This window comes from Pseudomonas sp. LBUM1646, assembly GCF_059716165.1.
In genome coordinates this window covers 5,103,808-5,123,965 of sequence record NZ_CP166810.1, presented here as the reverse complement: position 1 = coordinate 5,123,965, position 20,158 = coordinate 5,103,808, and the positions used below count along the sequence as shown (strand labels likewise).

The 20,158-nt window shown below is 60.3% G+C and carries 17 protein-coding genes, 4 tRNA genes and 1 pseudogene; 13 read left to right on the top strand and 9 right to left on the bottom strand.

The features are described 5' to 3' along the window. Positions 1-3 precede the first annotated feature (3 nt). The 4 genes from ACA071_RS23305 (at position 4) to ACA071_RS23290 (ending at position 3,716) form a co-directional block, all read left to right on the top strand. Complete coding sequence (locus ACA071_RS23305; RefSeq protein WP_497641311.1) at positions 4-810, top strand: alpha/beta fold hydrolase; 807 nt, start codon at positions 4-6, stop codon at positions 808-810. Continuing rightward, complete coding sequence (locus tag ACA071_RS23300) at positions 807-1,661, top strand: alpha/beta hydrolase (protein WP_497641310.1); 855 nt, start codon at positions 807-809, stop codon at positions 1,659-1,661. Before ACA071_RS23305 ends, ACA071_RS23300 begins: the two co-directional genes overlap by 4 nt. A gap of 115 nt (positions 1,662-1,776) precedes the next feature. Next, positions 1,777-2,595, top strand: a complete 819-nt coding sequence (locus tag ACA071_RS23295; protein WP_497641309.1) for a DUF4892 domain-containing protein — start codon at positions 1,777-1,779, stop codon at positions 2,593-2,595. A 68-nt stretch (positions 2,596-2,663) separates the two neighbouring features. After that, positions 2,664-3,716, top strand: a complete 1,053-nt coding sequence (locus ACA071_RS23290; RefSeq protein ID WP_497641308.1) for an AI-2E family transporter — start codon at positions 2,664-2,666, stop codon at positions 3,714-3,716. A gap of 227 nt (positions 3,717-3,943) precedes the next feature. Here ACA071_RS23290 and xopAW read toward each other — a convergent pair whose 3' ends face one another. The 3 genes from xopAW to ACA071_RS23275 all read right to left on the bottom strand — a co-directional run bounded on the left by xopAW (position 3,944) and on the right by ACA071_RS23275 (position 6,775). Next, positions 3,944-4,828 (bottom strand): XopAW family type III secretion system calcium-binding effector, encoded by an 885-nt coding sequence (gene xopAW / locus ACA071_RS23285; protein ID WP_497641307.1) that lies wholly within the window; start codon positions 4,826-4,828, stop codon positions 3,944-3,946. Between the two features lie 139 nt (positions 4,829-4,967). Further along, a complete protein-coding gene (locus tag ACA071_RS23280) occupies positions 4,968-6,017 on the bottom strand; it encodes a sensor histidine kinase (RefSeq protein ID WP_497641306.1) in 1,050 nt (349 codons plus the stop codon). Further along, the gene (locus tag ACA071_RS23275) at positions 6,017-6,775 is read right to left on the bottom strand and encodes a response regulator (protein ID WP_054054921.1); all 759 of its coding nucleotides are present in this window, start codon (positions 6,773-6,775) and stop codon (positions 6,017-6,019) included. The genes ACA071_RS23280 and ACA071_RS23275 overlap by 1 nt, the downstream gene beginning before the upstream one ends. 293 nt (positions 6,776-7,068) lie before the next feature. Here ACA071_RS23275 and pyrF point away from each other — a divergent pair, with 293 nt between their 5' ends. After that, a complete protein-coding gene (gene pyrF / locus ACA071_RS23270) occupies positions 7,069-7,767 on the top strand; it encodes an orotidine-5'-phosphate decarboxylase (RefSeq protein WP_497641305.1) in 699 nt (232 codons plus the stop codon). 86 nt (positions 7,768-7,853) lie between these two features. On the opposite strand, the gene ACA071_RS23265 is transcribed toward pyrF, so the two are convergent. Beyond that, positions 7,854-8,858 (bottom strand): NADP-dependent oxidoreductase, encoded by a 1,005-nt coding sequence (locus ACA071_RS23265; protein WP_497641304.1) that lies wholly within the window; start codon positions 8,856-8,858, stop codon positions 7,854-7,856. A 234-nt stretch (positions 8,859-9,092) separates the two neighbouring features. On the opposite strand from ACA071_RS23265, the gene ACA071_RS23260 reads away from it, so the two are divergent. From ACA071_RS23260 to ACA071_RS23245, 4 genes and pseudogenes are all read left to right on the top strand, one after another. Then, positions 9,093-9,854 (top strand): SDR family oxidoreductase, encoded by a 762-nt coding sequence (locus ACA071_RS23260; protein ID WP_497641303.1) that lies wholly within the window; start codon positions 9,093-9,095, stop codon positions 9,852-9,854. 184 nt (positions 9,855-10,038) lie between these two features. After that, complete coding sequence (locus ACA071_RS23255) at positions 10,039-11,442, top strand: aminotransferase-like domain-containing protein (RefSeq protein WP_497641302.1); 1,404 nt, start codon at positions 10,039-10,041, stop codon at positions 11,440-11,442. Beyond that, positions 11,366-12,610, top strand: a pseudogene (locus tag ACA071_RS23250) (HAMP domain-containing protein); the annotation flags it as partial. The gene ACA071_RS23255 and the pseudogene ACA071_RS23250, both read left to right, overlap by 77 nt. Before the next feature lie 27 nt (positions 12,611-12,637). Beyond that, positions 12,638-13,519 (top strand): methyl-accepting chemotaxis protein, encoded by an 882-nt coding sequence (locus ACA071_RS23245; RefSeq protein ID WP_413787206.1) that lies wholly within the window; start codon positions 12,638-12,640, stop codon positions 13,517-13,519. Between the two features lie 833 nt (positions 13,520-14,352). On the opposite strand, the gene ACA071_RS23240 is transcribed toward ACA071_RS23245, so the two are convergent. After that, on the bottom strand, positions 14,353-15,111 hold the full coding sequence (locus ACA071_RS23240) for a hypothetical protein (protein ID WP_178117470.1): 759 nt from the start codon (positions 15,109-15,111) through the stop codon (positions 14,353-14,355). Positions 15,112-15,504: 393 nt separating this feature from the next. Between ACA071_RS23240 and ACA071_RS23235 the strand changes: the two genes are divergently transcribed. The 4 genes from ACA071_RS23235 to ACA071_RS23220 all read left to right on the top strand — a co-directional run bounded on the left by ACA071_RS23235 (position 15,505) and on the right by ACA071_RS23220 (position 15,919). Further along, positions 15,505-15,580, top strand: a tRNA-Glu gene (locus tag ACA071_RS23235). Between the two features lie 3 nt (positions 15,581-15,583). Then, positions 15,584-15,659: transfer RNA gene (locus ACA071_RS23230), tRNA-Gly, on the top strand. 105 nt (positions 15,660-15,764) lie between these two features. Beyond that, positions 15,765-15,840: transfer RNA gene (locus ACA071_RS23225), tRNA-Glu, on the top strand. Positions 15,841-15,843: 3 nt separating this feature from the next. Further along, positions 15,844-15,919: transfer RNA gene (locus tag ACA071_RS23220), tRNA-Gly, on the top strand. 107 nt (positions 15,920-16,026) lie between these two features. Here ACA071_RS23220 and ACA071_RS23215 read toward each other — a convergent pair. The 4 genes from ACA071_RS23215 to ACA071_RS23200 all read right to left on the bottom strand — a co-directional run bounded on the left by ACA071_RS23215 (position 16,027) and on the right by ACA071_RS23200 (position 20,101). Continuing rightward, positions 16,027-17,775, bottom strand: a complete 1,749-nt coding sequence (locus tag ACA071_RS23215) for a dipeptidase (protein WP_497641301.1) — start codon at positions 17,773-17,775, stop codon at positions 16,027-16,029. Positions 17,776-17,971: 196 nt separating this feature from the next. Further along, positions 17,972-18,610 carry a LysE family translocator gene (locus ACA071_RS23210; protein ID WP_497641300.1) on the bottom strand — a complete coding sequence of 213 codons (639 nt, stop codon included), beginning with the start codon at positions 18,608-18,610 and terminating at the stop codon, positions 17,972-17,974. A 1-nt stretch (position 18,611) separates the two neighbouring features. Next, the gene (locus tag ACA071_RS23205) at positions 18,612-19,382 is read right to left on the bottom strand and encodes a 2OG-Fe(II) oxygenase (RefSeq protein WP_497641299.1); all 771 of its coding nucleotides are present in this window, start codon (positions 19,380-19,382) and stop codon (positions 18,612-18,614) included. A 92-nt stretch (positions 19,383-19,474) separates the two neighbouring features. Further along, positions 19,475-20,101 (bottom strand): alanyl-tRNA editing protein, encoded by a 627-nt coding sequence (locus ACA071_RS23200; protein ID WP_497641298.1) that lies wholly within the window; start codon positions 20,099-20,101, stop codon positions 19,475-19,477. Positions 20,102-20,158: the final 57 nt, after the last annotated feature.

Sequence of the window (20,158 nt, the reverse complement as noted above, 5' to 3'; positions counted from 1 at the left end):
GGTATGTCGCAGCAGATCTTTTTCGCCCACGCCAATGGCTTTCCTTCGGGGACCTACGGCAAGTTGTTCGCGGCGTTGGCGCCTGAATATCAGGTGACGCATCTGGAGCAGCACGCCCACGACCCGCGTTTCCCAGCCGATGACAACTGGCGCAACCTGGTGGACGAACTGATCCATCACCTGAAACAACAACCGGAACCGGTCTGGGGCGTCGGCCATTCCTTTGGCGGTGTGTTGCACCTGCATGCGGCGCTGCGTTGCCCCGAGTTGTATCGCGGGGTGGTAATGCTCGATTCGCCAGTACTGACCCGCGCCGATCAATGGGTGATTCTCGCCGCCAAGCGTTTCGGTTTCATCGATCGCCTGACGCCGGCCGGTCGCACTTTGGGCCGGCGTGAAGAGTTCGCCGATCTGGACAGCGCCCGCCGCTATTTCGCCGGTAAAACCCTGTTTCGCGGTTTCGACCCGGAATGCTTCGATGCCTACTTGCAACACGGTTTGCACAAGGTCGGCGACAAGCTGCGCCTGCGTTTCGATCCGGCCACGGAAATCAGCATCTACCGCGGCGTGCCCCACACCAGCCCCGGCCGCGCACGACAACTGAAAGTACCGCTGGCGGTGGTGCGCGGGAATAACAGCCGCGTGGTCATGCGTCACCACGCCAGCTCCGTCGGGCGTATGCCGCTGGGCGAGTCACTGACCATGCCCGGCGGCCACATGTTTCCGCTCGAACGTCCGCAAGACACCGCCACGCTGCTGAAAAACCTGTTCAGCCGCTGGGAAGGTCGCCGCCAGCAGGATTGCGCATGAGCAGCGTGGTCGAAGAAGTCCGCCTGAGCCTGCCGCACATTGAGCTGGCGGCGCACCTGTCGGGTCCCGAGGATGGCTTGCCGGTGATCGCTTTGCACGGTTGGCTGGACAACGCCAACAGCTTTGCCCGGTTGGCACCCAAGCTCAAAGGCTTGCGGGTTATTGCGCTGGACATGGCTGGCCATGGCCATTCAGGGCATCGTCCGGTCGGCGCCGGTTACGCGATGTGGGATTACGCCCATGACGTGCTGCAAGTCGCCGAACAACTTGGACTCAAGCGGTTTGCGCTGCTGGGGCACTCCATGGGCGCGATTGCTTCGTTGATCGTCGCCGGGTCGATGCCGGAGCGTGTCACCCATCTGGCCTTGATCGATGGCGTCATTCCTCCTACAGACAAAGGTGAAAATGCTGCCGAACGCATGGGCATGGCCCTGCAAGCGCAACTGGATCTGCGGGAGAAGCGCAAACCGGTCTACACCACCCTCGACCGGGCTATCGAAGCGCGCATGAAAGGCCTGGTGGCAGTCAGTCGCGAAGCCGCCGAGTTGTTGGCGCAACGAGGCCTGATGCCAGTGCCGGGAGGCTACACCTGGCGCACCGATAGCCGCCTGACGCTGCCATCACCGCTGCGGCTGACACAAGAACAGGCGATGGCCTTCGTAGAGCGAATCACTTGTCCTACGCTGCTGGTGGTTGCGGCTGACGGCATGCTGGCCAAACATCCCGAGTTACTGGAACGTCTACCCTTTAGCCGTGAACAGCTGCCTGGCGGCCATCATTTGCACCTGAATGATGAGGCCGGCGCCGACCTTGTCGCAGACTGTTTCAATCGGTTCTTCGCCGTTCCTTGACTTGCGCCGGGCAACTGTCGAGGCTGGGCGGGTTGAAAAGGGAGACAACCATGATCGATCTCTACACCGCTGCGACCCCGAATGGCCTCACGGTCGCCCAGGCCATGCTAATCCGATGAGCCTGCCTAAGCGTTCACTCAGCCTGTTGGCGTTGTGTTGTTTCAGCCCTTTATTGTTTGCTGCCGATGTTCCGGGCAGCCAGGACCTGCCGATCGTGCCGCGACTGGCCGATGCGCAGATTGTCGACTATCGCCCACCGGTAGAACTTGAGCGGATCTATCCGCTGGGCTCGATCCGCAAGATCAGCGGCCAGTTGCGCTTCGACGGCCAGGTCAGCGCCCGAGGGCAAACCACCTCGGTGACCTACGAATTGCCACCAGAGCACTCCTCCACCGAAGCATTTACCGCCGCGCGCGAAGCCTTGCAGAAGCAGGGCGCCGAACTGCTGTTCTGGTGCCAGGCCCGTGATTGCGGCGAAAGCAGCCTGTGGGCCAATGATGTCTTCGGCAACTCCAAGCTCTATGGCGCTGACGAGCAACAGGCGTACTTGCTGCTGCGTCTGGCGGCGCCCAAGGACAATTCGCTGGTGGCGCTCTACAGCATCACCCGTGGCAATCGCAAAGCCTACCTGCACGTCGAACAGTTCGAATCGGCAGCGCCGCTGGGGGATTTGCTGCCGACTTCGGCGACCTTGCTTCGCCAGCTCAAAAGCACCGGCGAACTCGACTTCCCGAAACTCAGTGCCGATCCCGACGACACCTGGCTGCGCTTGATCTCTCGGGGATTGAACCTGGACACCACGCTGCGGGTCAGTGTTTCCGGGGCCAAGGCCGAAGCCTGGCGCCAATCGCTGATCGCCCAGGGCGTACGTGCAGCGCGCATGGAAACCGGTAGCGTCGACGGCTCTGGCCTGCACTTCGAACTGTTGCGATAAGCTGCATCAGGCGAACGCGTTCCGCGCGTTCGCCTACTCTTCTGCTGACTGACTTTTTCGAGATTTCGATGATCAATAACGATCGGCTGTTGGTGCAGATTCTGCTCCTGGTGCTGTTTGGCGCGAGCTTCTGGGTGATGGCGCCGTTCTGGTCGGCGCTGTTCTGGGGGGCGGTGCTGGCGTTTGCCAGTTGGCCGCTGATGCGCTTGCTGACCCGTTGGCTCAACGGCCGTGAATCCCTGGCGGCCGCCTTGCTGACCCTGGGCTGGATGTTGCTGGTGGCGGTGCCATTGGTGTGGCTGGGGTTCAACCTGGCGGATCACGTGCGCGATGCCACGGTGTTCATCAAGGATGTGCAGGTCGACGGGCTGCCGGAAGCACCGGCCTGGCTGGGCAGCATTCCCTTGATCGGTGAGCGGCTGGTGGGGATCTGGAACAGCATCGACGAGCAGGGCGCGGCGATGATGCTGGCGATCAAGCCTTACCTCGGTCAGGTCGGCAACTGGTTGCTGGCGCGCAGTGCGCAGATTGGCGGCGGCATACTCGAACTGACGTTGAGCATTGTCTTTGTGTTCTTTTTCTACCGTGACGGGCCGCGCCTGGCGGCGTTTGTCCATAGCTTGCTGTCACGACTGATCGGTGACCGCGCCGGGTATTACATCGAATTGGTCGCCGGGACGGTGCAACGGGTAGTGAACGGGGTGATCGGCACGGCGGCAGCCCAGGCAGTGCTGGCGTTGATCGGGTTCCTGATTGCCGGGGTTCCTGGGGCATTGGTGCTGGGGATCGTGACGTTCATGTTGAGCCTGATCCCGATGGGCCCGCCGCTGATCTGGATTCCGGCTACGGCCTGGCTGGCGTGGAAGGGCGAATACGGGATGGCGGTGTTCCTCGGTATTTGGGGCACGTTCATCATCAGCGGCGTGGACAACGTGCTGAAGCCATACCTGATCAGCCGCGGTGGGAATTTGCCGTTGGTGATTGTGCTGCTGGGGGTGTTTGGCGGGTTGATTGCGTTTGGGTTTATCGGGTTGTTTATCGGGCCGACGTTGTTGGCGGTGGCGTATAGCTTGTTGACTGACTGGAGCAAGAGTCAGGCTCGCGTCGAGGATCGCCGCTGATCTTGCTCTGTAGGAGCAAAGCTTGCTCGCGATAACGTCCTGACAGCCGACCGATCTGTTTCAGGCAATCAAAAAGCCCACTGAACCTGTGAAGGTCAGTGGGCTTTTTTGTGTCTGTGATGGCCTCTTCGCGGGCAAGCCTCGCTCCTACAGGTCATGCGTCGTTCGCATTATCGCGACATAACAGAAATCCTGTAGGCGCGAGGCTTGCCCGCGAAGCTTTTGCCTTAGGTCGAGACGTTCAAGTACTTACCCGTGCTTGCCACGTTATCGAGCGAATATTGCTTGGTCAGGTTGGCGATCATTTTGTTAATGGCTTCGCTGACGTTCGACTGAACAGTGGAGCTGTCGCTGTTTTTCTCGCGACCTGCCTGCAGGGCGGCTTTGAGTTCGTCGCTGCTGACGCCACCGCTGCTGTCGCTGTCGAGTATCTTCAGCAACGCGGCGCTGGTGTCGGTGGAAGTCGACGTCGACGTTGAAGTCGATGAGCTGCTGTTACTGGCCTGTAACGCGCTGCTCAGTTCAGTGGCCGTGATGCTGCCATCGCTATCAGTGTCGAGCTGGCTGAACAACTCGTCGCTGGACGCCTGTTGCGGCGGCGGTGGCGGCGGGCTAAGGCTGGCGGCGAGTTCGTCCTTGCTGACGGTGCCGTCCTGGTTTTTATCCAGGGCCGAGAAGATTTGCGCGCTGTCGGCACTGCTGCCGGCACTGGTCAAACCATTGCTCAGTTCATCGCTGCTGAGGTTGCCATCGCCGTCGGCGTCCAGGGCGCCGAGGAGCGCGTCGGCCAGGTCAGTGTTCGGCGCCTGATCCTGTGGCGGCGGTGGCGGTGGCGCCATCGCGGCCATTTCTTCACTGCTGAGGCTGCCGCTGTCGTCACTGTCCAGGTCGGCGAAGTTCTTGCTCAGGCTGACCAATATGCCGTTGTCGGACTTCTGCGACAGGGCGCTCTTGAGTTCATCCTGATCCACCGAGCCGTCGCTGTTGCTGTCGAGCTTGGCGAACAGTTCTTTCTGGAACTGTTGAGCGCGGGGGCTGTTGGCCGACGTGCTGCTGGTGCTGGTGCTGGTGCTGGTATAGCTCGTGTAGTTGCTGCTGACGCTACCGATCATTGGGCTCACTCCTTTGTACGGAAAACCGGTGAGTGCACCGGCTTATGCAGCCTCAAGGGGTAAGTTGTCGTGGGTATGTGGCGTTTGTACCGGTTGGTACACAGAGTCGGCAGGCTAAACCAGGATCCGCTGTGGAGCTTCAGGTGCGGGGCAGGTTGATGACAGCGGTCAAGCCACCACCGGGGGTTTCTTCCAGGCTCAATTGCCCGCCCAGACGTTCCGCCGCTTCCCGGGCGATGGTCATGCCGAGGCCGACGCCACCGGAGTTGCGATTGCGTGATCCCTCCAGCCGATAAAAGGGCTCGAACACTGCTTCGCGTTTGTCCGCGGCAATCCCCGGGCCGTGATCAATCACCCTGATCACCAACTGCTCGCGGCTGTCCTCAAGGGTAATCAGGGCTTCCCCGGCATAACGCAGTGCATTGTCGATCAGGTTGTTGACGCACGAGCGCAAGGCCATCGGCTGGACTTGCAGCGGCGCGCAATGCCCACTGGCTTGGACGTCGGCCCCTTGGTCCTGGGCGTTTTCGCTCAGGGATTCCACCAGCGCCTGCACGTCCATCCATTGCGGGGCTTCACTGGTGCGATGTTCGTGCAGGTAGGTGAGCGTGGCATCGAGCATGTGGATCATGTCGTCCAGATCCTGACGCATCTGGCCTTGCAGTTTGTCGTCGTCGATTTGTTCCAGGCGCAGCTTGAGGCGCGACAGCGGCGTGCGCAGGTCGTGGGACACCGCCCCGAGCATCCGCGAGCGTTGCTGCACTTGTTCGATAATCCGCCGCTGCATCTTGTTAAAAGTGTGGGCCGCCTGCCGCGCTTCCCGTGGGCCGGACTCATCCAGCGGCGGGCTGTCGAGGTTTTCGCTCAAGCGCTCGGCGGCATCGCTCAGGCGCTGGATCGGCCGGCTCAGCAGTTTGGCGCCGTACCAAGCGGCGATGATCAGCGAAACAAACTGAAAGGTCAGTGGCACCAACGGCCCGCCGAACCATGGCCGAGGCGGGCGTTTTTCGAAGCGCGGGTCCATCGGTGGACGTCGCCCGTCGAAGTCCTCGGAGAACCCGGGCGGCGGTGGAGGTGGAGGCGGGCCGTAATGGCGAAACCAGAAAAACGCCAACAGGTGCGCCAGGATAATCGCGATCAGCAGCACACCAAACAGGCGGCCAAACAGCGTATCGAAGCGCGCACGCATTAGCCGATGTCCCTGGCGTCGAACAGGTAACCCTCACCGCGAACGGTCTTGATCAGCTGTGGGTTTTTCGGGTCATCGCCGAGTTTCTGGCGCAAGCGCGACACCAGCAAGTCGATGCTGCGATCAAAGGCTTCGATCGAGCGACCACGGGCGGCATCGAGCAATTGTTCGCGGCTGAGCACCCGGCGCGGACGTTCGATAAACACCCAGAGCAAGCGGAACTCCGCGTTGGACAGCGGCACCACCAGGCCGTCGGCGGCGATCAACTGACGCAGCACGCTGTTCAGGCGCCAGTTGTCGAAGCGAATGTTCGCACGCTGTTCAGTGCGATCGTCGCGCACCCGCCGCAGAATCGTCTGAATCCGCGCCACCAGTTCCCGGGGCTCGAACGGCTTGGCCATGTAATCGTCGGCGCCCAGTTCCAGGCCGATGATGCGGTCGGTGGGTTCGCAGCGCGCGGTGAGCATCAGGATCGGGATGTCCGATTCGGCACGCAGCCAGCGGCACAGGGACAAGCCGTCTTCGCCGGGCAGCATCAGGTCGAGCACCACCACGTCAAAATGTTCCGCTTGCAGCGCCAAGCGCATCGCCGCGCCATCGGTGACGCCGCTGGCGTGGATATTGAACCGGGCCAGGTAGTCGATCATCAATTCGCGGATCGGGACGTCATCGTCGACGATCAGGGCGCGAATGCTCCAGCGTTTGTCGTCGCCGGGCGCTTTTTGATCGTCGTTCACAGGTGCAGGGGTGTTGTGCATGCGTGCGTTCATCTGCCAGGTAGGCTGCCAACCACAAAGATGGGCTGCGAGGTTGTGGCTTCAGCATAGGCGTCCGGCCCGAAGGCGGGAAGTGCTGTAAGGACGTGTTGCGGCTGCCGAGGGTAGCGTCGGCCTTTGTTGGGGACGTGTCTTGTGTGTATCGGGCTCGACACAATTGGCCCACAAGCTAGGCTTGCCAGAGTCTGCGGGACGATTTACCGATCATCGGGTCCCGCAGCGGCGCTGGTTCCGCTACAATGCGCGCCGATTTCGTCCTGCCTGAGAGCCCGCACATGTCCGTCTGCCAGACTCCTATCATCGTCGCCCTGGATTTCCCCACCCGTGACGCCGCACTGAAGCTGGCCGACCAGTTGGACCCGAAACTGTGCCGGGTCAAAGTCGGCAAGGAGCTGTTTACCAGCTGCGCCTCGGAAATCGTCGGCACTTTGCGTGACAAGGGTTTCGAAGTGTTCCTGGACCTCAAATTCCACGACATCCCGAACACCACCGCCATGGCCGTCAAGGCTGCGGCGGAAATGGGCGTGTGGATGGTCAACGTGCACTGCTCCGGCGGTCTGCGCATGATGGCGGCGTGCCGTGAAGTGCTCGACCAGCGCACCGGCCCCAAGCCGCTGTTGATCGGCGTGACCGTGCTGACCAGCATGGAGCGTGAAGATCTGGCAGGTATCGGCCTGGACATCGAGCCGCAGGAGCAAGTGCTGCGCCTGGCTGCGCTGGCGGAAAAAGCCGGGATGGACGGTCTGGTGTGTTCGGCCCTGGAAGCCCAGGCCCTGAAAGCGGCGCACCCGTCGCTGCAATTGGTGACCCCGGGGATTCGTCCGGCGGGCAGCGCCCAGGACGACCAGCGCCGTATCCTGACCCCGCGTCAGGCACTGGATGCCGGCTCCGACTATCTGGTGATCGGCCGCCCGATCAGCCAGGCGGCGGATCCGGCCAAGGCGTTGACGGCTGTGGTGGCTGAGCTGGCGTAAAGAGATCGCAGGCTGCGCCAGCGCCTACAGGGAAACGCGATCCCCTGTAGGCGCTGCCGAAGGTTGCGATCTTTTGATCTACCGCTTTAAACCTTCAACACCAACTTCCCGAAATTCTCGCCGCTGAACAGCTTCATCAGCGTTTCCGGGAACGTCTCCAGTCCTTCGACGATATCTTCTCGGCTCTGCAGCTGCCCCTTGGCCATCCAGCCGGCCATTTCCTGCCCGGCCGCCGCGAATTGCGCGGCGTAGTCCATCACCACAAAGCCTTCCATCCGTGCGCGGTTGACCAGCAGCGACAGGTAGTTGGCCGGTCCTTTGACCGCTTCCTTGTTGTTGTACTGACTGATCGCGCCACAAATCACCACGCGCGCCTTCAGGGCCAGGCGACTCAACACCGCGTCGAGGATATCGCCGCCGACGTTATCGAAATACACGTCCACGCCCTTCGGACATTCGCGTTTCAGCCCGGCGACGACATCTTCGTTCTTGTAGTCGATGACCCCATCAAAACCCAATTCATCGATCAGGAACTTGCACTTGTCGGCGCCGCCAGCGATGCCGATGACGCGGCAGCCTTTGATCTTGGCAATCTGCCCAGCAATGCTGCCCACCGCGCCAGCCGCGCCCGACAACACCACGGTGTCGCCGGCCTTCGGTGCGCCGACGTCGAGCAGGGCGAAGTAAGCGGTCATCCCGGTCATGCCCAGCGCGGATAAGTAGCGCGGCAGTGGCGCCAGTTTCGGATCAACCTTATAGAAACCGCGTGGCTCGCCGAGGAAATAGTCCTGCACGCCCAAGGCGCCGTTGACGTAGTCGCCGACCGCAAACCCAGGGGTGTTCGACGCCACGACTTTGCCTACGCCCAGTGCGCGCATGACCTCGCCGATGCCGACCGGTGGGATGTAGGACTTGCCCTCGTTCATCCAGCCACGCATGGCCGGGTCCAGGGACAGGTATTCGTTCTTGACCAGGATCTGACCCGCCGCCGGTTCGCCGACCGGTACTTCTTGAAAGGTGAACGTTTCGCGGGTCGCCGCGCCCACCGGACGTTTGGCGAGCAGGAATTGGCGATTGGTCTGGGTAGTCATGACTGGCACTCAAGATGAATGAAGCCTTGTTGATAGACCTTCAGGGCAGATGCCGCAAGGTTGGCTGATGCGGCGAATGCAGACCGATCAAGTGCAGTGATAGTTGGTTGGACGGTTCTATCACTGTGACTCATGGGCGCTCAACCGGCCTTCTGATAGTGCTGCCGTGCGCAAGGCCCCGTGGCTAGACTGCGAGCACGCGATCCCCGCCATCTTCTCTTCGAGGACATAACAATGAGCATGACGTTTTCCGGCCAGGTAGCTGTTGTGACCGGTGCAGCCAATGGCATTGGCCGCGCCACCGCCCAGGCCTTTGCAGCCGAAGGGTTGAAGGTGGTGGTCGCCGATCTGGACACTGCGGGGGGCGAGGGCACGGTAGCGCTGATTCGCACGGCGGGTGGCGACGCGACCTTCGTGCGTTGCAACGTCACCGTGGAAAGCGAGGTAAAACATCTGATGGACGAGGTTATCAATACCTACGGCCGTCTCGACTATGCCTTCAACAACGCCGGCATCGAGATCGAAAAAGGCAAACTCGCTGACGGCACGATTGACGAGTTCGACGCGATCATGGGCGTCAACGTCAAAGGCGTCTGGCTGTGTATGAAGTATCAGTTGCCATTGCTGCTGGCCCAGGGCGGTGGTGCGATCGTCAACACCGCATCGGTGGCCGGCCTTGGCGCGGCACCGAAGATGAGCATCTACGCTGCCTCCAAGCACGCGGTGATCGGCCTGACCAAATCGGCGGCTATCGAATACGCGAAGAAAAAGATCCGCGTGAATGCGGTGTGCCCGGCGGTGATCGACACCGACATGTTCCGTCGTGCCTATGAGGCCGACCCGAAGAAGGGCGAGTTCGCCAATGCCATGCACCCGGTCGGACGCATCGGCAAGGTCGAGGAAATCGCCAGTGCGGTGTTGTACCTGTGCAGTGACGGTGCAGCGTTCACCACCGGGCATTCGCTGGCGGTGGATGGTGGGGTCACGGCGTTCTGAATCCGGCATTTTCTTTGTAGGAAAAGACCCGCATCTGTGCGGGTTTTTTTGTGGTTCCGTGAACGCACTGGGGAATGTGTTTCAAATGGTTAGAACCGCCCGTTTTGGCGGCGTTGTCGCACAGCCTGGCGTGCGCTCCTGTGATTAACTGCTCGCAGCAAAATGGACAGGAGTTTGCTTGCTCATGGAATTGAGAATTGATCGACAGGCAATGGTGCCGGTCGTACAGCAAATCGTCGACGGACTGGCCAGCTGGATCCGTCAAAGCGAAGTGCCGCCGGCGACTCGCTTACCTTCCGTGCGGCACATCGCGCGAATCAATTTACTCAGTCAGTCCAGTGTCGTTGAAGCCTGTGAGCGCCTGGTCGCCCAAGGGCTCCTGGCATCACGTCCCGGTGCAGGGTTCTTTGTCGCCGCGTCGGTAACGGTTGTGTCGGACGCGTGTGATCTACCCCGGTTAGAAGGCGCAGAGGCGATGCAAACGGGGCTCGCCGAGAACCTGTCGGGTGAACTGATGCTGGGGGGTAGCGGATTGCCCGAAAGCTGGCGCGAGACGGACGACCTCAGTTACGCGATCCGCCAGGTAGCCCGCATCGACATGGCCGGCCTGTTCAACTACGGCACGCCACTGGGCTTGCTCGCCTTGCGCCAGCAGATCCTCAAACGCCTCAAACCACTCAATATCGAGGCGGACGAAAGTCGCGTCCTGACCACGGCCGGCGCCAGCCAGGGGCTGGACCTGATCGTGCGCACCTTGCTCAAACCCGGCGATTGCGTGGTGGTGGAAAGCCCCGGTTTTTCTCAGCTGTTCGATCTGCTCAGGTTGCACGGGGTGCGCATGCTTGAGGTGCCACGTACCGCGCAAGGTCCCGACACGCAGGTGCTGGAGCGTTTGCTGATCAAACACAGCCCTCGTGCGCTGTTTATCAATAGCTTCCACCACAACCCCACGGGAAGCTGCGTGACACCCGCGGTGGCACAACAGGTCCTGCAACTGAGCAAGGCTCATGACGTGTTGGTGATCGAAGACGACGTTTATGCGGATATGCACAACGGGCCCGGCGCCCGGCTCGCCGCGCTGGATGACGGGGGCGGGGTGATTTACGTCGGCAGCTTCTCGAAAACCCTCAGCAGTTCCTTGCGCGTGGGGTTTGTGGTGGCCAGTGCCGAGCTCATTGCACGGCTGGCCGAGGTCAAGATGATCAGCAGCATGGGCGGGTCGCGGTTCTGCGAGTCGGTGCTGGCCAGTCTGTTGGCCACCGGTGCCTATCGCAAGCTGGTACAGCGCCAGCGTCAGCGCCTGAACGTGGACAGGATTGCGGCATTGCAGGTGCTTGAAGATGCCGAATGGGAGGTATTCGGCAAGCCTTGCGGTGGCTTGTTCATCTGGGCGCGATCGCCAATGTCCGACTACGCTCAGCTACGGACTCAGGCACGACGTTTCGGCGTCCTGCTGTCTTCCCCGACGGCCTTCAGCCCCACTGGTGAGGTCAGTGACTGGCAGCGTATCAATGTGGCGTATGCCTGCGATCCGCGGGCCCGACGGTTTTTCCAGGCCACCGCTTCGAATCGACCTAAAACGTTCTGAAAACGACGTGGGCGTAGCTTTTTGCCATTATTCCGACGCCAGAGACTTGTGCTGGCACAGGCCCGTTGCGAATCTCGCATCTACAGACTATGGCAGGGGACTACGAGCAATGATTTCGGCCGTGCAAGGACGTTTTGCCAACCTCGGTATGGCGAAAAAACTGGGTATCGGGTTTGTCCTGGTGCTGTTGTTGACCGCCTTGGTGGCGGCCATTGGCGTATGGTCCCTGCAAACCATCAGTCATCGCTTCGACGGGCTCAAGCAGATGTCGTCGCTCAACAGCGGTTTGCTCAAGGTGCGCTTGCTGGAGCAGGAGTACGCCTTGCACAGCAGCCCGAAAACCGCCGATGCCCTGCGCCAGGGCGTTGATGCGCTGATTGCCTTGTCGACCCAGTTGAAGGCGCAATCGGCGGCCAATGTGCCGGTGATGAACGATGTCGAGCAGTCGCTTGGCGCCTATCGCAAGGCCTTCGACGAATTTGTCTCGCTGACCCAGGCCAAGGACCTGGCCCTTGAAATGGCCAGTTGGTCGGTGTCCAGCGTGGCCAATAACCTGGACGTATTGCAGGCTGGCCTCGCCGACGATGGCGCCTATACCTTGAAGGAATCCGAAGGCAAGGACGGCGCGCAATTCATCGAGCAGGCCAATCAGGTCAGCCAGGTCTCGCGGCTGATGTTGCAGGCCATGAACGAGGCTCGGGTGCGCCTCGACCAGAGCCGCAAGGGGGACGACGACAGCGCTGGCAAGGGCAAGATCGAGCAGGCCGACCAGGCGCTGACTCAGGCCGAACAGCTGAAAACCACGGTCAAGGATGAGGGCTACCAGACCGTCCTCAATGAAGTGACCGGCCACATCGCCAGCTTCAGCGAGAAGCTCGCCGAATACACCGGGCTGCTGGCCCAGGAAAAAACCGTCTACGAACAACTGCATCAGCGCGCCGCCCAAGTGGTGGACCGGGTGGACCAGGCCTATGTGGCCGAAGACGGGGCGATGCAGGCCGAGCTGAAAAAGAATTCACTGTTGATCATCGGTTCTTCGGCGCTGGCGTTGTTGGTCGGGCTGATCGCGGCGTGGGTGATTACCCGGTTGATCGTGGCACCGCTGCGCAGTGTGATCCGTGTTGCCCAGCAGATTGCAGCAGGTGATTTGAGTGCGACGGTGGAAGTGACCCGTCGTGATGAAATCGGTCAGTTGATGCTGGCGATGCAGCAGATGGGCGCGGGGCTGAGCAGTATTGTCAGTGGTTTGCAGGCGGGTATCGAGCAGTTGGCCAGTTCTGCGCAGTCGCTGTCGGCGGTGACCGAGCAGACCAACCTGGAAGTCAGCAGTCAGAAGGAAGAAACCGAGCAGGTCGCCACGGCGATGAACCAGATGACCGCGACCGTGCATGACGTGGCCCGCAATGCCGAAGAGGCCGCTACGGCCGCGCAGACGGCGGACGACAAGGTCGAGAGCGGTCAGCAGGTGGTGCGCCAGAGCATGGCGCGGATCGAGCAACTGGCGGACTCGGCGACCTCGGCCAGTTCCAGCATCGAGAGCCTGAGTGCGGAGATCCAGAATATCGGTACGGTGCTCAGCGTGATCAAAAGCGTGGCTGAACAGACCAATTTGTTGGCGCTCAACGCGGCCATCGAGGCGGCGCGGGCAGGGGAGCAGGGCAGGGGGTTTGCGGTGGTGGCCGATGAAGTTCGGGCGTTGGCCAAGCGTACCCAGCAATCGACCGAGGAGATCGAGCGGCTGGTCAGTGCCTTGCGCTCGGCGGCGCAGTCGTCGGTGCAGCAGATTCAGAACAGTGGTGAGTTGGTGAAACTCGCGGTGAGTGATGCGCTGCAGACCGAGAGTGCGCTGGGCAGTATTGCGGCGGCGGTGTCGTTGATTCAGCAGATGAACCAGCAGATCGCGGCGGCAGCCGAGGAGCAGAGTTCGGTGGCTGAGGAGATTAATCGCAGTGTGACGAGTATTCGGGCGAGTGCGGATCAGTCTTCGTTGGCGATGCAGGGGAATGCGGCGTCCAGTATTGAGTTGGCGCAGTTGGGGGTTGAGCTTAAGGGGATGGTTGGGCACTTTCGGCTTTGACCTTGGCGACCTTTGGGTCGACCAGGTTTTGGGTGGTTGTGTACATATCCGTTGCTGCGGTGACGGCGGCTGGCGGTTTCGCCCTTACGGCGAGTCCCTTTGGCAAACGCCCCAAAGGAACCAAAGGTCTCGCCCCGAGCGTCCGGCCCCTCGCTTAGGCTCGGCGTGCCTTCGTTCCGGTATTCATCTGGGGGCATCGCCTCCGGTCGGCTTCGCTTCGACCTCCTCTCGATGTGTTCGACTTCGTCGAACGGCGCTTCGCGCCTCCCCCCCAGATGAACACCTCCTCTCAGCCTCCCGAAGGGGCGGGTAGGGCAAGATCAAGGGCAGGCGAGCTAACGCTCGGCCTAATGAGTGGTGAGGGGCGGGTCGGTGTGCGTCGTTTTTGCTTTTGCTTGTGCTTTTGTAGGAGCGAGGCTTGCCCGCGAAGGCGGCCTGACAGCCGACCAATCTCTCCCGGATGTACTCGATCAAATTGTGGGAGCTGGCTTGCCTGCGATGACGGCCTGACAGCCGACCAATCTCTCCCGGATGTACTCGATCAAATTGTGGGAGCTGGCTTGCCTGCGATGACGGCCTGACAGCCGACCAATCTCTCCCGGATGTACTCGATCAAATTGTGGGAGCTGGCTTGCCTGCGATGACGGCCTGACAGCCGACCAATCTCTCCCGGATGTACTCGATCAAACTGTGGGAGCGAGCCTGACAGTCGACCATTCTCTCCCAGATGTACTCGATTAAATTGTAGGAGTTGCCGAAGGCTGCGGTCTTTTGATCTTCAAACCCAAAGCAAAAAAAAGCCACCTCCCGGTGGCTTTCTCTGACTGTTCTGATCAGTCGTAAATCGCTTTTTTCTTCCAGTCGGCATCAGCCTCGACGTCTTTCAACCCTTCGGTCAATTGGTTGACTTCGCCTTCAGCCGGGGCGGTTTGGTCCATGACTTGGGCGTTGGCGCGGGCCAGGAGTTTTTCCAGGTATTCGAGTTGTTCGGCGTAGAGTTGCGGTTCCTGTTGTTTGCGCAGGTATTGCACGCCGCGTTCGAACGCCAGACGAGCCTGGCCGGGCTGGTTTTGTTGCAGGGAGTGCTGGCCGAGGTTGTTGAAGAACTCGATGTGCAGCAGTACCAGGATGTGGCGGACTTCGCGGATCCAGCGCTTGGCTTCGTTGGTCGGCAGGAAGCCGTCCTGGGCTGCGCGGGTGATCTGGCCGTGCAAGGCTTCGAGCAGGAAGCGCACGTCCTTGGCCTTGGCTTCGGTCTGGATCGGTGCCGGCGGATTGTTGACCGGGATCGATTCGCCCTGGGCAACCAGGGTGTTCAGTTCGGCGATGCGGGCCTTGACCGAGGCATTGGTTTTTTCAAGGTGCAGCAGGCGCTGACAGACGTTCAGCTCCAGACGGGTCAACAGCAGCTTGAGCGCAGGTGTCATCAACTGACCGGGGAAGGTCTCGGTGATTTCGCCGCAGCGACGCAGGCGGTCGTTGAGTTCAACCTTGGTACGGGCCTTTTCCAGCTTATTGTTTTCCACCACATGGTTCATGTAGCCAATGGCGATCAATAGTGCGATCCCGGCTACGACTAGCAGGGTGATCATGAGTGGTGTCACCGGTAAGACCTCTTTATAGGGTTCGCGTGCGAGTGTAGTGGCTCGGCGTGGGGGCGCATAGGGCCGCTCGACGAGTTGAATCGGCCACGCCTCTACTTATATCGGCCGTGCCCCTGCTTATATAAGTAACAGCGTGCGTGGTGCACATTGCCATCATCTATTGCGTGGGTGGACTATAGCGCCTTGGCGGGTGCCAGAATATAGGCGTCAAACGCCGGGCGACGGAAAACCCCGATTCGCCTCCCAAAGCACGGCGAAGTCATTGATTTAAATAAATTTATATCAGGGGGTTGACGACCCCTCAATCCATCCATAGAATGCGCGCCACTTACAGCGTAAAGCACACAGCGAAACGCGGTAGGGAGTGAATGTTGTACGTGTGTCCCCTTCGTCTAGTGGCCTAGGACACCGCCCTTTCACGGCGGTAACAGGGGTTCGAGTCCCCTAGGGGACGCCATATGCGGGAATAGCTCAGTTGGTAGAGCACGACCTTGCCAAGGTCGGGGTCGCGAGTTCGAGTCTCGTTTCCCGCTCCAATTTTAAACAGCGTTGCTTTCGGGCAGGGCTGAGTGAAACCAGAACCGACATCTTCGGATGCGGATTTGGGCACTGAAATACACACCATGTGTTTCAGTTAGCGTGTCCCCTTCGTCTAGTGGCCTAGGACACCGCCCTTTCACGGCGGTAACAGGGGTTCGAGTCCCCTAGGGGACGCCATTTGCGGGAATAGCTCAGTTGGTAGAGCACGACCTTGCCAAGGTCGGGGTCGCGAGTTCGAGTCTCGTTTCCCGCTCCATATTTAACAAAAACGCCGCTCAGCAATGAGCGGCGTTTTTGTTTGTGCGTTTTTTGCTGAAACCTCAAAGAGTCGGACCCGCCAGAGCAGCGGGTCCGAACGTGCGATCAGAGCTTCGGCAACTGCCCGATGCGCCCCATCATCTCGGTCACGATCTGCAGGTCCAGCAGGAACTGATCGACGGTCTTGAACTCGTTGTCGGTGTGGCCGGTGTACTTCACCTCAGGTCTGGCCAAGCCGAATTGCACGCCATTGGGCAACTCATGGACCGAAGTGGCGCCGGCGGAGCTGCCGAACTTATGTTCCATACCCAGGTTTTCAGTGGACACGGCCAGCAGGGCCTTGACCCATTCACCCTCAGGATTACGGTACATCGGCTCGGCGATCGAGTAGTCAAAGGTCGCCGCTACGTGGGTCTTCTTGCTCCAGGCGCCAATCTTTTCAGCAATTTTCGCCTTGAGCGCTTCCGGGGACTCGCCCTTCGGCACGCGCAGGTTGACCGCGAGCTTGAAGGTTTTGTCATCCATCCCGACAAAAGTCAGGGACGTGGTCAGCGGACCCATGAAGGCATCGGCAAAGCCAACCCCCAGTTTGCCACCCAGGTAATCCAGGCCCCAGTTGTCGGCAGCGTAACGGGCGGCGTCGGTGATGTGGTTGTGCTTGAGCGCGACTTTTCCATCCAGGCTATTGATGAAGTCGAGCATCCTGGCCACCGGGTTCACACCGGACTCGGGCTCGGAGGAGTGCGCGGAAACGCCTGTGACCGTGAGCTTGACGTCCTTGCCATCGACCTTGGCGCTCACTTCGAAGTTGCCGCCGTTGTCGGCGTTGCGCTTGGCGTAATCGGTACCGGCCTTCTGCAGGCTGGCGGCCAGTTCGGCGGGCTTGTCAGTGACAAGGGTGGCCACCGAAGCCGACGGAATCTGGTTGGTGGCCTTGCCGCCGGTCATCGAGATGATTTCAGCGCCTTTGCCTTCACCTTTGCGGATCGGGAAGTTGCCCATTACGGTGCCGTAGCCTTTCTCGGCAATCACCACCGGGTAGCCACCATCCAGCGCCAGGTTGTAGTTGGGTGTCGGGTTGTGTTCGAAGTAATAGGGAATGGCGTCGCCGGTGGTTTCCTCGGTGGTGTCTACCAGCAACTTGAAGTTCCTGGCCAGCGGCAGCTTCTCTTCCTTGATGATCTTCATCGCGTACATCGCCACCACGATGCCGTTCTTGTCATCCTCGGTGCCACGGCCATACATGCGATCGCCGATCAGGGTGACTTTGAACGGATCGAGTTTGGTGCCGTCCTTCAGCACCCAGTTCTCCGGCGTCACGGGCACCACATCGGCATGCGCGTGAATGCCCACGACTTCATCACCGCTGCCTTCGAGGGAGATTTCATAGACGCGATTGTCGACGTTGCGAAAATTCAGGTTGAAGGCCTGGGCCAGGCCCTTGATCTTGTCGGCGATCTTGATGAATTCAGGGTTGTCGTGCTGGGCGACGCCTTCCACTTGGAAGGTCGGGATTTCCACCAGTTCGCGCAGGGTCTCGGTGGCCGCGCTGCCGTATTTCACCCGCGCATAAATACCCAGCAGGCGTGTGATCTCGTTCTGCTGTTCGGCAGAAAGGGTTTTGTTGTCGAGGAAGGCGCTGATGGCCGGGCCGAGGTTGGCGGTTTTGGCCAGGTCGCTCTTGGCCACGCCACCCAGGAACTGCCTGAAATCCGTGACCGAGGTTTCACTGAAAGACTTGAGGAGGGTCGCGCTCTGTTGCGGGGTGATGTTGGCATGCGCCAGTGTGGTGAACGACGAAAGGCTCGCCAAAATCAGGGTGGTCGCGGCCAGTTGCTTGAGAGAAAAATCCATCGCTGAGGGCATTCCTTCGCAGGTAGTGAGTAAGAAATTTCTGATCGTTGAATCAGAAAGGTTTCCAAACTAACACCACGAGGGAGCGGCAGGGGAGCCCCTGAAGTGGGAACTGTCGCACAGAACTGCAAAAGCGACGCAGAAACGAAAAAGGCCCGCCAGTCTGACTGAGCGGGCCTTTTGCATGGGCGCGGGTTTACATAGACAGGATCAGGCGCCCGGCAAACAGGATCAGAATCACCCCCATGGTTCGTTCGAACCAGTGCCCCATGCGCATGAACAGCAGCCGAATCCGGGCGCTGGAAAAGAACAACGCGACGATCACAAACCACAGTGCGTTGACGAAGCACATCCACAGGCCATACAGCGCCTGAATCTGTAAGGGGGTCGTGGCGCTGATGATGGTGGTGAAGATTGCCAGGAAAAACAGCGTGGCTTTCGGGTTGGTCGCGTTGGTCAGGAAACCGGTGGTGAACGCCTTCAACAGGGTTTGTTCCACGACCGGTTCGTCCGCAGGTTTGTCTCCCTCCAGTGCGGTCTTGGGCTTGCTGCGTAACAGGCTGACGCCGAGGTACAGGATGTAGGCGCCGCCCACGACCTTAGCCACCGTCAGTAACCACGGCGTGGTGTGCATCAAGGCGCCGACGCCGAGCAGGGTGTAAAGCACATGCACGGAAATCCCCGCGCCGATGCCCAGCGCCGTACAAATGCCCACCAGTCGACCGAAGCGCACGCTCTGGCGGATGGTCACGGCGAAGTCCGGACCAGGTGCGACCACGGCCAGAAAGTGGATGGTTGCCAGCGCCAGAAACTCGCCCAGGTAATTCGAAAGCATTTCAACTCCAGAAAGTAAGGGGTGAAGCATTGCCGCGATAACCGACAAAGAACGAAAGGCTCAAGCGCGGATCCGCCACGCCCGGGGTCACCGAGTGCATGCAGCGCGAATTGAACATGATGAAATCACCCGGATCAGGGCGTATCTCTAGGGTCGGAGGGCCAAGCAGCGCCGGGTCGATGCCGTAACTGTCGCCACGCATTTCGTCGAAGCGGTCGGGGGAAATGTCGTGGTCCCACATCTGCAACGCACCGCCCTCGGTGGGCATGTTCAGGTAAACGTTGCAGGCGAATTGCGCCTCCAGGCTGCGGGCCTGAAAACTGTCTGGGGCGTCCTTGGCAAAAATGTCGTGATGGGCGAGGAAGCACACGCCGGGTTTCACCACCCGGGACAGGCCGACATACATCTTGCGCCCGTAGAGGTTTTCCAGATGCGCGCCCGCCGGCCAGGACTCGTCGAGCATGCAGCGCAGGGTGTCGACCGGGGACGAGTAGGGCGCGCAGCGATTGCGCAGTTCCTCGATATTGCTGGTGGCGCGCTCGAAATAGTCTTCGATCAGCAACGGCTGGTTTTCCGCTTCGTAAAATGCCATGCCGATGCGACCGATGCTCGGCGCATTGATGTAGCCCTCGAAGCCCGGCGCAAGGATCTTGTCACCAATTTGCACCGCCAGCGGCTGAGGCAAAAAGCCTTTGACGCGGATGGCGAGGACTTCTTCGTGGGCCAGTTTTTTTATGCACGTCTCATCGAGACGCTCGACGTCAAGCATCATGGTTTAGGTCCATCTATCGAGTAGTCAACGGAGCCCGCGAATGCACGCTCCCCCGGCGTCAGGCGATGACGGTGTCGACATCGCCAACAAGCTCAATCCACGTGGTAGTGGACAGAAAGCGTGCCCTTTTTCAGTGAAAGGGAGTCGATCGTGACCGTGCCCAAATCCTTCAGGCTCCGTACATGGGTGCCGCCACAGCCGTAGGCAGGCAGTTCGCCAAAACCGATCTCCCGGGCGCCTTCGCGCATCGAAGTCAGGCGCGGCAGATCATGGGCGACCCACTGCGCGATGCCGTCCTGAAGGGTCTGGGCCTCAACCTCTTCTGCCGAATCCGTCGGTTTGAACTGCACGCGGCCCTCGCCCGGCCAGTGGTGGGCTTTGATCGGCATCCAGCCCAGTACCTGGACGAAGTGGCCGATCAGGTGGCCGGCCGAATGCATGCGGGTATTGAATTGGCGGCGTTGTTCATCGACCCGGATCTGGGTCATGCCGAGTTTTACCGGGTGGTCAACGTAATGGACGATCCGGTCTGGATCCTGGACCACCCGCAGCACCTGGCTTTCACCGATCCAGCCGGTATCACAAGGCTGTCCACCGCCTTGGGGGTGGAACAGTGTGGCGCGCAAAACGACAGCGAATTCATTCTCGTGGGGCGTGCAATCCAGGACTTCCACATTAGCTTTGAGGTCATCACTATGGAAAAAGAGGCGAAGCGTCATATTCCATGCCCTTATAAAGATTCTATTTTTATTATATGAAGCGTGGAATTGCGTGAT

Coding starts and splice junctions, on each gene's coding strand:
- ACA071_RS23210 (WP_497641300.1), bottom strand. CDS start 18,610: ATGCTTTCGAATTACCTGGGCGAGTTTCTGGCGCTGGCAACCATCCAC.
- ACA071_RS23265 (WP_497641304.1), bottom strand. CDS start 8,858: ATGACTACCCAGACCAATCGCCAATTCCTGCTCGCCAAACGTCCGGTG.
- pyrF (WP_497641305.1), top strand. CDS start 7,069: ATGTCCGTCTGCCAGACTCCTATCATCGTCGCCCTGGATTTCCCCACC.
- ACA071_RS23290 (WP_497641308.1), top strand. CDS start 2,664: ATGATCAATAACGATCGGCTGTTGGTGCAGATTCTGCTCCTGGTGCTG.
- ACA071_RS23240 (WP_178117470.1), bottom strand. CDS start 15,111: ATGATCACCCTGCTAGTCGTAGCCGGGATCGCACTATTGATCGCCATT.
- ACA071_RS23200 (WP_497641298.1), bottom strand. CDS start 20,101: ATGACGCTTCGCCTCTTTTTCCATAGTGATGACCTCAAAGCTAATGTG.
- ACA071_RS23205 (WP_497641299.1), bottom strand. CDS start 19,382: ATGATGCTTGACGTCGAGCGTCTCGATGAGACGTGCATAAAAAAACTG.
- ACA071_RS23305 (WP_497641311.1), top strand. CDS start 4: ATGTCGCAGCAGATCTTTTTCGCCCACGCCAATGGCTTTCCTTCGGGG.
- ACA071_RS23255 (WP_497641302.1), top strand. CDS start 10,039: ATGGAATTGAGAATTGATCGACAGGCAATGGTGCCGGTCGTACAGCAA.
- xopAW (WP_497641307.1), bottom strand. CDS start 4,828: ATGATCGGTAGCGTCAGCAGCAACTACACGAGCTATACCAGCACCAGC.
- ACA071_RS23245 (WP_413787206.1), top strand. CDS start 12,638: ATGCTGGCGATGCAGCAGATGGGCGCGGGGCTGAGCAGTATTGTCAGT.
- ACA071_RS23295 (WP_497641309.1), top strand. CDS start 1,777: ATGAGCCTGCCTAAGCGTTCACTCAGCCTGTTGGCGTTGTGTTGTTTC.
- ACA071_RS23275 (WP_054054921.1), bottom strand. CDS start 6,775: ATGCACAACACCCCTGCACCTGTGAACGACGATCAAAAAGCGCCCGGC.
- ACA071_RS23215 (WP_497641301.1), bottom strand. CDS start 17,775: ATGGATTTTTCTCTCAAGCAACTGGCCGCGACCACCCTGATTTTGGCG.
- ACA071_RS23280 (WP_497641306.1), bottom strand. CDS start 6,017: ATGCGTGCGCGCTTCGATACGCTGTTTGGCCGCCTGTTTGGTGTGCTG.
- ACA071_RS23300 (WP_497641310.1), top strand. CDS start 807: ATGAGCAGCGTGGTCGAAGAAGTCCGCCTGAGCCTGCCGCACATTGAG.
- ACA071_RS23260 (WP_497641303.1), top strand. CDS start 9,093: ATGAGCATGACGTTTTCCGGCCAGGTAGCTGTTGTGACCGGTGCAGCC.